The organism is Bacillus sp. WC2507 (assembly GCF_052656125.1).
The window spans coordinates 398,907-413,323 of the sequence record NZ_JBQXPN010000003.1 but is presented as its reverse complement, the minus strand read 5'-3'; the positions used below and the strand labels follow the sequence as shown (position 1 = coordinate 413,323).

Annotated in this window: 20 protein-coding genes and 1 tRNA gene; 10 read left to right on the top strand and 11 right to left on the bottom strand. The window is 32.7% G+C overall.

The features are described 5' to 3' along the window. Positions 1 to 27: 27 nt before the first annotated feature. The 3 genes from ACUN28_RS29880 to ACUN28_RS29870 form a co-directional block, all read right to left on the bottom strand. On the bottom strand, positions 28 to 399 hold the full coding sequence (locus ACUN28_RS29880; protein ID WP_445423509.1) for a hypothetical protein: 372 nt from the start codon (positions 397 to 399) through the stop codon (positions 28 to 30). A gap of 152 nt (positions 400 to 551) precedes the next feature. Beyond that, positions 552 to 624: transfer RNA gene (locus ACUN28_RS29875), tRNA-Val, on the bottom strand. An 82-nt stretch (positions 625 to 706) separates the two neighbouring features. Further along, complete coding sequence (locus tag ACUN28_RS29870; RefSeq protein WP_445423508.1) at positions 707 to 1,165, bottom strand: hypothetical protein; 459 nt, start codon at positions 1,163 to 1,165, stop codon at positions 707 to 709. A 324-nt stretch (positions 1,166 to 1,489) separates the two neighbouring features. On the opposite strand from ACUN28_RS29870, the gene ACUN28_RS29865 reads away from it, so the two are divergent. Then, entirely contained in the window at positions 1,490 to 2,797 is a 1,308-nt protein-coding gene (locus ACUN28_RS29865) for a putative phage abortive infection protein (RefSeq protein WP_445423536.1), read from the top strand. Between the two features lie 113 nt (positions 2,798 to 2,910). Here the strand turns inward: ACUN28_RS29865 and ACUN28_RS29860 are convergent, their stop codons facing one another. Continuing rightward, positions 2,911 to 3,405, bottom strand: coding sequence for a hypothetical protein (locus ACUN28_RS29860; RefSeq protein WP_445423507.1), 495 nt, complete (start codon positions 3,403 to 3,405; stop codon positions 2,911 to 2,913). Between the two features lie 260 nt (positions 3,406 to 3,665). Here ACUN28_RS29860 and ACUN28_RS29855 point away from each other — a divergent pair, with 260 nt between their 5' ends. Both ACUN28_RS29855 and ACUN28_RS29850 read left to right on the top strand, forming a co-directional pair. Further along, a complete protein-coding gene (locus tag ACUN28_RS29855; protein ID WP_445423506.1) occupies positions 3,666 to 4,904 on the top strand; it encodes a hypothetical protein in 1,239 nt (412 codons plus the stop codon). A gap of 42 nt (positions 4,905 to 4,946) precedes the next feature. Then, positions 4,947 to 5,462: a hypothetical protein gene (locus tag ACUN28_RS29850; protein ID WP_445423505.1), complete on the top strand. Its 516-nt coding sequence runs from the start codon at positions 4,947 to 4,949 to the stop codon at positions 5,460 to 5,462. Between the two features lie 416 nt (positions 5,463 to 5,878). On the opposite strand, the gene ACUN28_RS29845 is transcribed toward ACUN28_RS29850, so the two are convergent. The 6 genes from ACUN28_RS29845 to ACUN28_RS29820 form a co-directional block, all read right to left on the bottom strand. Next, the gene (locus ACUN28_RS29845; RefSeq protein ID WP_270785352.1) at positions 5,879 to 6,061 is read right to left on the bottom strand and encodes a hypothetical protein; all 183 of its coding nucleotides are present in this window, start codon (positions 6,059 to 6,061) and stop codon (positions 5,879 to 5,881) included. A 56-nt stretch (positions 6,062 to 6,117) separates the two neighbouring features. Further along, positions 6,118 to 6,327 carry a hypothetical protein gene (locus ACUN28_RS29840; RefSeq protein ID WP_445423504.1) on the bottom strand — a complete coding sequence of 70 codons (210 nt, stop codon included), beginning with the start codon at positions 6,325 to 6,327 and terminating at the stop codon, positions 6,118 to 6,120. A gap of 601 nt (positions 6,328 to 6,928) precedes the next feature. Beyond that, positions 6,929 to 7,177 (bottom strand): helix-turn-helix domain-containing protein, encoded by a 249-nt coding sequence (locus ACUN28_RS29835; RefSeq protein ID WP_445423503.1) that lies wholly within the window; start codon positions 7,175 to 7,177, stop codon positions 6,929 to 6,931. A gap of 211 nt (positions 7,178 to 7,388) precedes the next feature. Continuing rightward, positions 7,389 to 7,634, bottom strand: coding sequence for a hypothetical protein (locus ACUN28_RS29830; RefSeq protein ID WP_445423502.1), 246 nt, complete (start codon positions 7,632 to 7,634; stop codon positions 7,389 to 7,391). A 132-nt stretch (positions 7,635 to 7,766) separates the two neighbouring features. Further along, positions 7,767 to 8,924, bottom strand: coding sequence for a hypothetical protein (locus ACUN28_RS29825; protein ID WP_445423501.1), 1,158 nt, complete (start codon positions 8,922 to 8,924; stop codon positions 7,767 to 7,769). Positions 8,925 to 8,956: 32 nt separating this feature from the next. Beyond that, a complete protein-coding gene (locus ACUN28_RS29820) occupies positions 8,957 to 9,142 on the bottom strand; it encodes a DUF5659 domain-containing protein (RefSeq protein WP_445423500.1) in 186 nt (61 codons plus the stop codon). Positions 9,143 to 9,540: 398 nt separating this feature from the next. Here ACUN28_RS29820 and ACUN28_RS29815 point away from each other — a divergent pair, with 398 nt between their 5' ends. From ACUN28_RS29815 to ACUN28_RS29795, 5 genes are read left to right on the top strand one after another with little or no spacing between them, the layout of a single operon-like run. Beyond that, entirely contained in the window at positions 9,541 to 9,723 is a 183-nt protein-coding gene (locus ACUN28_RS29815) for a hypothetical protein (RefSeq protein WP_445423499.1), read from the top strand. After that, a complete protein-coding gene (locus ACUN28_RS29810; RefSeq protein ID WP_445423498.1) occupies positions 9,704 to 9,955 on the top strand; it encodes a hypothetical protein in 252 nt (83 codons plus the stop codon). Before ACUN28_RS29815 ends, ACUN28_RS29810 begins: the two co-directional genes overlap by 20 nt. Before the next feature lie 50 nt (positions 9,956 to 10,005). Continuing rightward, on the top strand, positions 10,006 to 10,437 hold the full coding sequence (locus tag ACUN28_RS29805; protein ID WP_445423497.1) for a hypothetical protein: 432 nt from the start codon (positions 10,006 to 10,008) through the stop codon (positions 10,435 to 10,437). Continuing rightward, positions 10,437 to 10,796, top strand: a complete 360-nt coding sequence (locus ACUN28_RS29800) for a hypothetical protein (RefSeq protein ID WP_445423496.1) — start codon at positions 10,437 to 10,439, stop codon at positions 10,794 to 10,796. The genes ACUN28_RS29805 and ACUN28_RS29800 overlap by 1 nt, the downstream gene beginning before the upstream one ends. After that, positions 10,793 to 11,176, top strand: coding sequence for an HNH endonuclease (locus ACUN28_RS29795; RefSeq protein ID WP_445423495.1), 384 nt, complete (start codon positions 10,793 to 10,795; stop codon positions 11,174 to 11,176). Before ACUN28_RS29800 ends, ACUN28_RS29795 begins: the two co-directional genes overlap by 4 nt. Positions 11,177 to 11,383: 207 nt before the next feature. Here the strand turns inward: ACUN28_RS29795 and ACUN28_RS29790 are convergent, their stop codons facing one another. Then, positions 11,384 to 12,109 carry a UPF0489 family protein gene (locus ACUN28_RS29790; protein WP_445423494.1) on the bottom strand — a complete coding sequence of 242 codons (726 nt, stop codon included), beginning with the start codon at positions 12,107 to 12,109 and terminating at the stop codon, positions 11,384 to 11,386. Between the two features lie 211 nt (positions 12,110 to 12,320). On the opposite strand from ACUN28_RS29790, the gene ACUN28_RS29785 reads away from it, so the two are divergent. Next, positions 12,321 to 12,527, top strand: coding sequence for a hypothetical protein (locus ACUN28_RS29785; RefSeq protein WP_445423493.1), 207 nt, complete (start codon positions 12,321 to 12,323; stop codon positions 12,525 to 12,527). A gap of 191 nt (positions 12,528 to 12,718) precedes the next feature. After that, the gene (locus ACUN28_RS29780; protein ID WP_445423492.1) at positions 12,719 to 14,404 is read left to right on the top strand and encodes an HK97 family phage prohead protease; all 1,686 of its coding nucleotides are present in this window, start codon (positions 12,719 to 12,721) and stop codon (positions 14,402 to 14,404) included. Positions 14,405 to 14,417 lie beyond the last annotated feature (13 nt).

The window sequence follows — 14,417 nt, the reverse complement described above, 5'->3', positions numbered from 1 at the left end:
ACACCTCATCAACAAAGAAACGAAACATCACCCGAAAGTTTTCAGGCGTGTATTAATCGTAGAAGGGGAGAGCCCCACCTTTTTGCAATCATCTGGTTTGTAATTATGGTCTTCAAATTGTACCTTCTCGTTCTTCATAAATACTACGTAGTTGCGGATCACATCGGTCGTAATTGTATCGATATTTCTACTAAGATATTTATAATCTAGAAAATACGTAAAGTATCGAAAGTTTTCTTTATACTGACGCAAAGTATGTTCAGCTCGTCCTTCAGCAACCTTAGCATGGTAGAATTTCTCGAATAAGTCGTCAATCGTATGTGCCATAAATGTCCTTAACTCTTTCTTCACACGTTTTCCTTTACGTTTAGAATCGGTTCTTTCATTATTAGATGTCATAAAAAACCGCCTCCTATTTCGTTTTTGAAAACGAAATAGGAGGCGTATAACTTACCCGTTGTAGTCGACCGCCACCCTGCGTCAAGTCAATGTTAAGTCAACGGAAAATAAAAATCGCATCAAACATTAATTTGACACGGTTTCTACAACTATGACCCCGGAGAGGCTCGAACTCACGACTTCCACCCTGTCAAGGTGGCGCTCTCCCTGCTGAGCTACGGGGTCCCAACTAACGTTGATGCACCAACATATCCGAAAATTCTGTTAAATTAATTATACAGAAATGAGTGACACCTTACAACAGTTTTTAATTGTAATATTTAAAATAAAAGCCCGCAGGATGTTGCTTCCCATTTTTTAAATAATTGATAAGGGTGGGACGTTTAATATTAAGAGCTCGTCTCGCCTCTGAGACTGAATGAAATGAGATTTCTTCAGTTTTGTTAATTGCAATAATTCTCCGTTGCTGTTTTTTATATGCTATTTTTTTATTTTCTTCTTTGGATATAACACTGCAATTTTTGAGGGAATATAGTATCCCACCTTTTTTATCCTTATCTAATTGATAATCAGAGCTATATAATAAATGACCGTTTGGCATAATGTTATCAATATCATATATAAAATTATTGAAGCTATGCCATCGCTCGGAGACTGTCACTCCTTTAGCACCATAATATTTATAATTTGGGTGACTTTTGATATAACATCTAGCCATCATATTTTTCCATGTAGAATATAATCTGTGTTTCTTTTTATCTATCATGTTCATTCCTCCAATACATGTGTACTAGTATTATATTGAAAAGAAATACAGATGACAGGAGAAACTTCCTCGAAAAGTTATGATGTTGAGCGAATTGACTGGTTGTATGCCAAAGACGATAAACAACCTACGGTGGAAGTTGAATACAAGTAAACGAACCGTGCTCGTCACTGGGCGTGGTTTTGTTGTACGTAATAGTATAACATCGAGAAAATATATAACTCGTTAAGCTGAAGTATCTAGTGGGAATATAGTAAATAACTAGATTAATTGCTATAATAAATTAATTAATTATAGTAATAAAGGAGAAATATTGTGCGAAAAATGTGGACTAAATTCAAAAAAAAATTTGGTGATTTTGTAACGATACTTTTAGTGATAGTTGGAATAGCTTTATTATTTATAGCAGTAAAAATGCCTTTTAAAGTTTATGAGTATTTCGTACCTAAAAGTGACGGCCTGAAAATAGTTAATTATACAGACGTGAGGGATTTGGGTCCAATTGGTGATTTTATTGGAGGAACAACTGTAGCGTTTTTAACAGCAGCTAGTACTGTTTTTTTATTAGCCACCATCATTATGCAACGTAAAGAGATAAAAATTAGCCAGAGAAATATTGAAGAACTAGTAAAACAAACAGAAGCGTCAGTAGCACAAGCTGAAGAGGCAAGGAAAGAAACCAGAATAACAAATGAAACAATGAAACAACAGCAGTTTGAAACTACTTTTTTTAATATGATTAATCTGCAACATAATATTTTAAAAGAAATTCAATATGGGGATTATGCAGGGCGTAAAGCTATATTAGCGTTATACAGAGAACTAAAAAATACATATGATAATCGAATATACAATCAGTACAGGACTGAATTTATAAATAATAAAGTTAATTCAGGAAATATTGACAGTTTAAATGACTTAGTCAAACAAACATTAATTGGTTGGGAATTATGGCATTATAGACATCAGTTTGATAGTTATTTCATGCCAGCTACAAATGAAAATGGCGAAGAGGATTTTAGTGAAGAAGAAGCATTCTATAAATCGCTTTATGATGGAACGAATAGAGGATGGAATAAAATAGAAGGTGATGTTATACGGGATTTTGAAAAGGATATTAAAGATAAGCGTGAAAAGTGCGGAGAGGTACTGGAGGATTTTGACTTTAAATCGCATTTTGAAAATGAAAGTGAAACTAAGATAAAACATGAATATATAACTGAATTTAAAATGAATTACGATGATGATACATTGATAGAAATAAAGCAAGATTCATACGAAAATCTGTATAAGAGACAAGAAAATATAATTGGTCATTACTATCGTAATTTATATAGAATTGTAAAACTAATACAAAACAATACTTTTGATAGTGAATCGCAAGAACGAGATAATGAAGAAAAGCGTAAATATAGAGGGATACTTAGAGCTCAGCTTTCTTCCTTTGAGTTGTTGATGTTATTTTATAATATTTCATACTCTGAAAAAGGAAAAAAATTCAAAGAATTAATTGCAGGGACTAACTTTTTTGATGACCATCTAATTGAAAAAGACTTTATTTGGAAAAATGATGTAAAAGAATTAGCTAGTTTAAATGCTGCTAAAGGTACAACGGAAACTAATTCAATTTAATAACTGAGAAGAGAGACATTGGATGAGTAATTCAATGTCTTTTTTGTATGTAATAGGAATGTATTCGGAATATAAATAAACCACCAAGCTCGACGAACTGGTGGTTGTGATGATTAATCAAGAAATTCAAAACGATAACCAGATGAATGTTTTTTACCGGTTTTCAAGTAATTGTAAACATCTCTGCCACTAATGTTTAATTGTCTACCTGCTTCTTCTATAGACTCAAATTTGAATTTTTTAGAATTTTTAAAAGCCAAGATTGGACGTTTATTGCTTTGGTTTATTCCTCTAGTTATTGAGACACATGTTTTACACAAGGGTAACCTTTCTGCTGAAATATAACGAAAATATGGTTTTTGGCATGTGTCATTACAGTCAATGTTAGAACATCTTGTACCGATTATTGTTTTAGCACCGTTATGTTCACCAAAAGAAATAACGTCGAATCCACACAATTTCATATTATACATAATCATTTCATGTGATATTGGTCGTGTATATCTTAGCAAATAATTCCCTTTAGCATATCGTACATTTGGATAACGAAGTGTAATAGAATTTTTATCGTTAGCAAATGTTTTTTCAATTAAAGGTATTTTCTCCATGTGACTGACCTCCGTACAATTCAATTAGTATATTGCTATTATACTTTAGGTGTACGGGATAAGCTCGTATCGTGATTGGTGTTCAGGGAACAACTTAATAGATAACATCAAGAAAATATTAAACTCATAAAGCCATAACGATTTTATTTGTTTTGTTAAATAATGAAGCCAATTGAATTACAATAGAATTTTAAATTGATATAATTAAATAAATATACTAAACAAAGAACGGCTTAATGTATTAGGAGGAGTAATATAATATGAAAGATGAATTGTATGTTGATGTGTTAGGTGAAAATCTATTTAACATTTATGAAGGGGAAATTATTTATCAAAATCAAGAAGAACTTATACCTATTTATAATAAAATAATTCTGCAAAACTCACCATATCCCAAGATTTTATTAACTACAGATATCCCTATGGGCTTGAAAGTAGGGATGGATTCATTCCCACATGGCTATGGTATTAGGACAATGAAAAATCATATAATGAATATTTCAGGTTCTGAATGTAGTTATAATGAGGATGTTCTTGAGGGTTTTACAATGTATTTAAATGGTATTAGGACAGAGGATATAGAGGTTGACGAAGTCGTTTTTTTTATTATGAATTGTAGTCACATAGGGCTAACGATTTATGAGGAAACAGAATATGAATTTGTGTATGATGATTGGTTAATAAAATTTAAGTTTAGACCTGATAAAAATATTGAAACTCATTACGATAATTTAAGAAAAAATAGAGGTAATGAAATAACTCATGTGGGTTCTATCTCGAAAAAAGATAAAACGTGTTTTAATACTGAGGAAATTGAAGAAATCCTGTTCATTCTTGAATGGTATTTATCTTTTTGTAGTGCTCAGAGTGTGTCTATTCCAATTCAAATCGGATTTAAAAATGAAAGCAAAGTTTGGGAGAATTATGTAATTAAAGATAATACAATGAATCATTTTCAAGATAGCTATGGATGGGTGCCAAAAGGGGGAGTTGACGCATTTAATAAGTTTTTTTCAAATGTGGCAACAAAATTAAAACAAGAATTGTGGAAAGATGTGTTGCAAATTGTTCTTAATTGGTATCTCGAGATAAAAGGGAATGGTATGATTGAGAATAAGATTATTTCTACCCAAATAGCGTTGGAACAGTTAGCATGGACCTACCTTGTTAACCAGGAACAAATGTTAGATAAAGAAGGGTATAAAAAATTAAGAGCCACTGATATTTTAAAACTCTTTTGTTATCAATTAAATATTTCAAAAGAAATTATATATGAACGTCTTTTAGATGAAGATATTGTTAAGAAGTATCAAAAAGACGGCGTATTTATGTTCGTGGATTTTAGAAACAATCTTGTTCATCCAGATAAAAAAATGAATGCGCATCAATTAGATGTCAACACTCAAACTATTGTTTATGAACAAGGCGTTTATTTTCTTGAAAGGGCGTTAACTGGTATTTTTGGATACGAAGGAAAATACAGGAAGAAAATGTACTGATAAAATAATAATATATTTTCGATATTTAAGGGGAGAAAGCTTTTGAAAGATTTTTTAACTGTAATAATTGGTCCATTAACTGGTTCTTTTCTTGCTGGAATGGTAGCTTTTATAATAATGAGAAAAAATCAAAGTTATGATGTATTGAAAGAAAAGAGAAAAGAGCATAATAATTTCTTAAAAGCTACTTATGTATATAATCATGTTGTAGAAGATATAAAAAAATCTTTAAAAGGTATAGATGCAATAGCACCTATTGATTTGGTTTATTTTCAAAAGAATCAAATGTTCACCATTTACTACGAAGTTATTAAAAAAGGACTTAATCAATTAGAAAAAATTCCAGATGATTATATTATTCATGAAAGCTACCAATATTTTTTAGAAACAAAAGCACTGATATCAATGTTTGAATCAGATTATGGTAAATTTTTATCGAGATATCAAGGGGACAGTAAAGATTCTTTCTTTTTGACAATGAATTTTGAACATAAAATATCGGAATTAGAAGAATTACAAAATAAAATAATGAAAATTAAAAATGATTTAGTAATTTAATGTTCGTTAAGTATTAACATAAAAAGGGAGGAACAAAACGTTCACTCCTTGTTAATTGGGTACTCGGTAAATCACCGAGTACCTGTGGATGAGGTATGCTCCGTTTTAGAGGGTACCTAATGAAACACGAAGCACCTACAAACTGGGTATGTAGCATTTTGCTAGACACCTAAGGGAATCGTGAAACACGACCTCCTTTAGCACAATAACCGCTAGTTATAGGGTTACGAAGAATGTTCGTACCCTTGAAGGTAGGAGCGAAACGTTCCCTCCTTTAAGGGTCTACATACTGTGTAGACCCCTAAAATAATAAAAGGGCATAAACAATGTTTAGACCCTTAGGGTATATACATTATATATACCCTTGAAATAACAAGTGAAAATAAAAAACACCCCTGTAGGAGTGTTCTCTTAAATCATTTGTTTGCATCTAATTCCTTAAAATATTCAGGGCTGGCATCAAATCCACATGTAGTACACACACGGTCACCAGTTTGAGCTCCCAAGTTATACTCTTTTTCTGTGTAAGGATGAGAACAAGGTTTGTCGCCTTCTTCTTTCCATTTTGCTCTTAATTCTGCACCTTCTTTATATTGCATATTATTCACCGCCCTTCAACCTTACATACTTCGACAAATTATGGTAAATCCCTTTTTTAGTTTATATCCTTTATCATTTCTAAACGTTGTAGCCGACGAGCTTCATGCTCTTGTTCTTGCCTTATAGTTTCATCGTCTTTATGAAACAAATCGCCCCACACGGTAATAGCAAACATTAGCATCATTATTATTACCGACACGAATAACAATATCGTTTTCACACGTTCAAAATCTATTGTTTTTTTCATCGTAAATATACTTTTCATTTGGATATTCGTCTAACGCTTGGTCTAATTTTTCATCATGAAGGAACATGTAACATTGCCATTCAGGGTTGGTTCTATTACGTGTGGAATATAAAAACTGACAATCTTTCTTTACAAGATATTGGAATAGCGAATATTTATAGATGACTTTTGTAGGTACATTTTTCTTTTTCATTGGTATCCTTTCTCCTTTTGACAATTGGACAAACATTTGTTGAGACATTTTTCGACAAGAATTTAACCTCCGAATTTTCGGAGATTCATCTGCAGGTTAAGGCAGCGCCCTAAATTATATGAAGCTCCTACACTCTTTTAGTGTAGCAGACCGGAAAGTAGTTCCGGTCAGGTCAAAGCTGAGTGAGTTAATAACTCATGCAGGTATGAATGCGATACTATCGCCTTCATTAAAACCAGAGCGCTTACTAAGCACAGTGGTCTGATATATACAATGTATATGGCAGGTCTCTACTCCGAATAGTAATCGGAGCAGGTCTGATAGAAAGATTATTTCTATCAGATAGCAGACCGGAACAGTATTCCGTTCAGGTCTCATGCAAATGTAGGTTGCATCAGGTCTGGTGCATATCCTATATTCATCAGGTCAATTTTCATAGGGGCGGTATACCTTCCTCAAAGCTATCAATTCTTCTTTTTTCTTTTCCAAATCTTCACGTAGGAACAACGAGACACAACCTTGCTTCTTTAAAGGAACTATCTTTCCATTCTTTATCAAATGGCTCATTCTAGCTCGTGATATTCCTAAATATTCAATAGCTTCTGGAGTGGTCATAATATTATCGAATGCCCATTGACGTTTATCGAATGGTTGCATTACATATACGTCGCTCATAGCAATCGCTCCTTATAAAAAAATGGGCCTATGTATAACATAGACCGTTGTAACATGTAAAACTTGCATTCTTGGAATTCCGACGTGCAAAGTTTGCACATCGGAATCATTAATATAATTACAGGTTATTTCAATGATTTCTAAAGTCGGTACAAACGACTTTGAAGGTCATTCGAGATGACCTTGGGATTTAAGGTAATTTGAAATTACCTCAGGATTTCACACCTTTCAAGATACCTTCAATTTGTTCAGCAGCCACATTATCGAACAACCTTATTACATTCAATAAGTCACAACATCTCGTTTCCTCCATTATTTCGGCTATTAAACTAGCATTTTCTAAAAGACCCCATTCAATGTAGCGTTCTAAAGTTCTAATCCCCATTTCTGTATCACGATGCACATAAAACAATGTCGTTAAAGCTCCTATTGCTGAATGGACATTTTGTCTTTTCATTCGCTTCATCCTTCCATATATTGGTAAAATATCAATTTCATTATATGTCTCTAGAAACCTACTGACAAGAAGAAATCAGGCCATGTAAAACATGAAATCAATAAAAAAACGAACCAATAATATGGCTCGTTTTTACATGTTCCATGCTAGCTCTGACAAAGCTTCATCAACAGTTTCTTCAATTTTTTGTTGATACGATGTTTTGACATCTTCAATCATAGATTCATAACCTTGTTTGAATCGAAGGTAAGTTCCATTCAAAAACATGAAATCGAACAATTTTTCAGCAAAGTCAATCATGATTTTCTTGCTGAAAAACCCCCCAGTTGCTCCTTCTTCCAGCAATTTTTCAATATTTTTTATGGAACATCTTTTCCTATGCGAAACAAATTCTTCGAACAAATCAATGGGAGCGTCTGGATAATTAAAATAGTCGTGCTCATATGCGTATTCAAATCCACCATCATAATATCCCGTTTCGTAATCAAAATTGACCACAGGTTTTTCCATTTTTTTATCAATGGCATATTTCTTGTAAAAATACGCTATGCTATTATCAGATAAGGGCTTGTACTTTAGCTCATTATAAATAAGACCTTCATACTCAGCGGTAATGAATTTTTCCCTCGTGGTAAAAAACATATCGTTTCCATAACCTTGCTTTACAATTTCACGTGCTTCAGCACGTGCTTCTTCGTATAACGGGTATAGTTCCTCGAGCTCTAAAGCTTCTCTATGTTCTTTATCCTCATATGCTACCCACAATTCTTCTTGTAAAGTAACATTATCAAAAGTTCCATTGCGAATTAAATCGAAAGCACCACGTATTAATCGATTCAAGGAAAGTTGTAAATTTTGTATTTGTGTAAATACAAATTTGTCTATCGTATCAAGCTCATTGTAGTTACGATGTTCAAACAAGGTTTGAATATGTTGTAAATTACCTTTTGTGAATCCCATTTCTCCTAAGTAGTATCTTTTAGATTCATAATAATCTGGTTTACCAAATTCAATAAGAGCTTCCGCCATTTGATATTTTAATGAAGTTTTGTCGATAACGCCTTTGTTTATTGGTTCTCTGCCAGCATTACCATGTACTTTTTCTTTTGGAACATCGTATATTTCCAAAATGTTATAACGGATGGCAGGACCTTTTTTTCCGTTATCTTCATATTTGCAAAATGAATCAAGTTTTTTCTTTTCGGTCTGACCTTTGCTGTGTTTTAATGTGCTATCCAAGCCAAAATAATCATACATCTCTTTCTTTTTTAAATTTGTTAGATTTTTCATGTAAGTATTGCTCCTTAGTTGTTATTAAGCAGTTAAATTCGGTGTTGCAAATTTAACAATGCTTCCGACAACTTCTCATCATTTCTAAATAAGAATGTGATTGCTTTGGGGTCGTCTTTCACTTCCCCAGCTCGAATTTCTAACAGTTCTGCACCGTTTTTAATTAAGAAATTTGCCACGTTAAATTTAAAAATGCGCTTCTTTTTGCTACCATTCATTGTGAATTTCCTCCAGTTTGAAGTTTTGTCTGTACTATTATATTGAACATTTCGGAGTAGGTAAGGCAGCCAAAATAAAAAAATCGCAAGCGCTTATATATGCTGTTTCTTTTTGTATGCTGAATGAAAAATAGATGTACCAAAATCGCTAGCTCATATAAGTAATTCATATATGAGGAAGGGAAAATGGTACATCTATTTCAAAACAATCATTCATAAAAAACTGCCGAATAATGCAATTCAATTATGGTGTCAAACAACAGCTGAAGAACTGTCGTGAATCATAATTAGCAATGTTGTCATGTTATTTTTTTTAACTGTCTTTACTTCCACTTTAACCATGTATATATACTATGAGACGCAATTTGACGTTAATAGACGAAAAAGGAGAAAAAAACATGTCAGATAAAAGCAAATATGTTGAAGTTCGGTTTAAACTGTCACGAGCTGAATTTGAAGCTTATGAGGAAGAAGCTCGTAAAGAAGGTTTAAGAAGTGGAACAGCATTAATTACAGCACAAACAAAGAAACAAGCAAAAATCAAAATGGAGGAATTATATTATGCACGGATTCGGGGTTAGTAAGGAACAACAAATGATTCAAGAGCTGGCATTTGTTTTAAATAAAAGAAGCTACATTCATGAGGCCAATGACACCAAATTGGTTATCACGCATGAACATGACGGAAGGTTGATTGAATGTGCAACTATTGATGGAGCTTACGTAATTATATGTAATGCTATTCAGAACACCACTACACAACGCAAAACATTACAAGGTGCAGTAAATATAATTAAAAACCGTATGGGTTGAAACAGACATACTGAAATGAAACAAACTAAGAATACAGGGAGATAGATAATATGAGAAAAAGTACATTTGCTCAACAACAAACTGAACAGGAGCATATCATTAAAAATGCCTTATTAATAATTGACATTGTGGCAGATAAACAATTTGCAACATCAAGACGAGATATCACATATGATTCTACCAATCGTTCATATCATTTCATGATGAAAGAGTTTAAAACTGTTAAAAAGGTATTGTTGCAATCAGATAGCAATAACAAGGAACTGGTAAGTAGATATATCGCTAAACTCAATGAAACATTACACAGTGCACGTCATTTCAACTTATCTCGTGTGGTTCTTGTTCTACTTGGTATAGAAGCTCAATCAGCTTACGATAAACAAGATGAACTTGCACATAAACAAATTCTCGAAGAAATTGCGATTTGGCAAGATATTATTCAACGAGCTGATGTTATTGTTAATAATGGAGGTACTTTATAATGGACGCTTTAATGACTGAATACAAAAACGAGATATTAAATTTAGCACTTAACACTGACGGATTTGAACATATGGAAGAGCTATTAATTGCAATTAATACTAATTCAAAGCTGATGCAATTGGACACCGAAATGGTGCTCAAGGGTTATCAGCTTATTTTATTGGTACTACAAGATAATATTGCATTACAACGTAACACACTGTTTGCAACGATGCTTGAAGTTAAAAGCCAATACCGTATGTTACATAACTTCAAGAATACAGCTTCAGATATGTGTGCTATTACATTAACAATCAATCATGTAAGACATGAATTGAAAGTTAAAAAGCTTATGCGACAGTGTGGTGTTGTCGCATGAGCAGACATACAAAAATATGTGGTGGTTGTGGGAAGCGTGTAGATTATAATGCCACATGTAGTTGTATGAAAAGGAAAAGAACTAATAAGAAGTTAAATGAAACAGATAAGCTCCTGAAAAGTACTCGTTGGAAGAAAAAAAGAATTGTCATAATTCATCGAGATGGAGTTGTCTGTCAGCGCTGTTTAATCAAATACAATATTATCAACAGCGAAAAACTTGAGGTTCACCACATTAAACCACGTAGTAAATATCCAGAATTAATGTTTGAAGATACTAATTTAATTACATTATGTAAAACATGTAATTTACAAATTGGTACTCGTGAGGAATTAGATTTTAAATGCAATGTTCCAGATGAAAATGAATTGATTTTGTAAAAATAAAAATATATATAACTAGCCCCAGGCATCGAAAAAGAAAATAGATGAGAGGAGCAGTAGAACAGGTGAGGCTCAGTTAACACCAGAGGTACCTATTGGGATTTTTTGGTCAAACTTTACTTTTATATGGCTAGCGTATATATACTACATGGATTTTTTTGAAAACAGGAATAACAAACAATGTCATTCCTGTTATATATATTATTACCAGCTCATAGCATCCTTAGGGTTTAGACCAAATACTTTAAAGAATAAGCTTAATAAATATGTTGCGTTATCTTCGCCACCACAGTAAATAGGAGATAGTGCGACAGTAATTAAACTCCAAGGATATAAATCTCTTAAAGTTGTTAAGTTATCTATTATTTTTTGTTCATCCATTAAATTATCTTTACTTAAATCATTATCATTTTCATTAAAATAATCCAAATCTAAATCAAGAATTAGTTCTTTATTTTCTGTGATTGTTGTAACTGCGGCAGAATCTTTATTAGCAATAAATTCTTCAATGTTCCAATATCTCAGGCCAACATATTTGTTGGCATCAAGAATATCTTTTACTGATTTTAAATGGGGGAAGTCCAAATTCCAACCCTCGAAATCGAATGGTTCTTCACCATAGTTTTGTTGGGAAATATAAATAACTTTATCAATTGTACCTGTTCCAACTGCTGGCCATATGAAATTATCTATTTTTAAATTTTCTGTGATATTAAATAAATCATCGGAATTCTTCATGTCGTGTAAACCTTCGACATCTAATCCATCTGGAACATCATCTAAATGAGCATCTACATGAATTAATATGGCATTAGGCTTTAATTTCCCTGCTCTTTTATGCATCTCCCAAGCTGCAAATGCCCAATTGTGTTCGCAAGATATAAAAATATTTTTTTCAGGAAAGCAACTTCTGAAATCTTCTGGAATCATATTATGGTCCCTACTTTCTGGTTAGGTTCATTTTGGTGTTCATATAAATAATTTAACATAAGCAATCATTAGTTTCAGAGCTATTAATATAAATAAAAACAAAAAAATTGCAAAAATATCTTAACTTTCTATTGAGCACCGTATATATACTTAGAAGACGTAAAAGAGATGTTGAACGTCTCCTAAATAAACATCGAATGGAGTAAATAAAATGTCCAAATTAATTAATATATTAAATGAGTTGGGAGATTCAAAACAAGCTGAAGTCATGGTGAAAAAAGCTGTTGTTGAACACTTTCAAAGTGAAAAACGTTCAAAACGTGAAACACTGAAATTATTAAATGAAGTTTTAAAAGAATGGGGCAAAGAACCAGTTACGATTAGCTGTGTTAAGCACCATTGGAAAGAACAAAATTAAAGCCATTTTATGGCTTAATATATATTCATGAGTTTCGATACAAACAGTACCGTTTGAGCATAATTGGAACGTGAATCTAATTTTTCCTATGTGGCCTGATTTATTTCAGGTCACAATCTCCAAACATTCAACAGTCACCTGTTAAAGTGGCTGTTTTTTATTTCATACAAATCCAAGAAGGAGTTTTTATTATGACAATCAATAAAATGGAGCTCAGATTTAATGAGTTCGAATTAAATAAAAATGAGCAAGGTCAACTTAAAGTTTCAGGCTATGTAAACAAGACAAATCAATGGAGTCAAACTCTAGGTAAACAGAAAAAATTTGTTGAACGTATTTTACCTGGCGCATTTCGTAAAGCAATTCAAAACGGAAATGAAATTCATTTCTTAGCGGAACATGAAAATGCCAAAATATTATCTTCTACACGAAATGGTTCGTTGAGTCTGCGCGAAGATGAAAATGGCTTATACATGGAAGCAACAATCAGCGATACTAGCTGGGGTCGTGACTATCACACGTTAATCAAAGATGGAATCATTCAGAACATGTCTTTTGGTATGCAAGTGTTAAAAGATAGTTGGAAAAAGCTATCTGATGGAACATATCAACGTAGTATTTCTGATATTTTGTTAGCTGAAGTATCAGCTGTAAGAAATCCCGCTTACATTCAATCAAAAATTCAAGCTCGTTCAATCGAGGTTGTTGAAGATGTTAATATTCCTGAAGAAAACGATACGGAGGACAAAACAATGGTAGAAGAAAAAAGAGAATTGACTGCTGAAGAACAAATTGAAGTCAATAATTTCATTATTAAAGGTCTGCAAAGATTAGTAGATTTAGACGGGGATGTTCCGTCAAAAGAAAGAATCGAAAAGTTAAAAAGTGAAAACAGAAGCTTACAAGCACAATTGCCTGTTACTAAAAGTTCTGTAGCACAGGAAACGGAAACAAAAGAAGAGCGTGCTATTATTACTGGTGCTCAGCCTGGATGGGGCACAGTAAAAACTGATTTAATTCGAGAACAAGCGAAAAAAATGAATGGAAAACATTCAATTGTGTCACGTACAAATATCATCATTCAAGAAGGCGGAGAATTAGATGTTTTACTTGAGGATGCCGAAAATTATAATAAAGACATTTCCGTCAAAGAAATGCAAACCATCAATTTAGATGATTACAGTGCCAAAAAAGTAACAATCAAAACAGCTCGTATGGGAACTGGTATAGAAGTTTCTGAATTGTTATTGGAAAAATCGTCTCGTGAAGACCAAGAAAAAACGAGTGAAGAGAAACTGCGAGCTAGAAATGAAGATGGGGTAAATGCTGCAATGTTTAATGGTTTTGGTAACATGGAAAGTTTAAATGCTGATTCATCTGTATCAAACATTATTTCTACCGCTGAAGTTGGTAAAATTTCTTTAAAAGATGTGTTAATGTTAATTGGAAAAACGAATCAAGAATATCGTGAAGATGCTGTATTTATTATGCACACGGATTTATTCAATCAAATTCTAACGAACTTAGAATTTAAAGACCATTTAGAGTTTACTATTGATGAATTTAGTGGGAAAAAGCTGTACCACCTAATTGGATTTCCTATGCTAGTCAATGATAATGCTAACACCAAACAAATCATTTTTGGAAGTTTGTATAGCGGTTATAAAACGCTTATTTCAATGGGACCTAAGCCACATTTAGGAACAGACATTTACGGAAATAAAGCAATTATTGACCGAACTTCATTTAAATTACAAGTAACAAGAAACACAGAAAAAGCCCTCAAAGGTTCTGTGGTTCATTCAATGGATGTTCATATTGGCGGAAAAGTAATGAATAAAGATTGTTTCGCTCGTCTTGATGTGAAAACAGTGTAAAATTCATATTTTA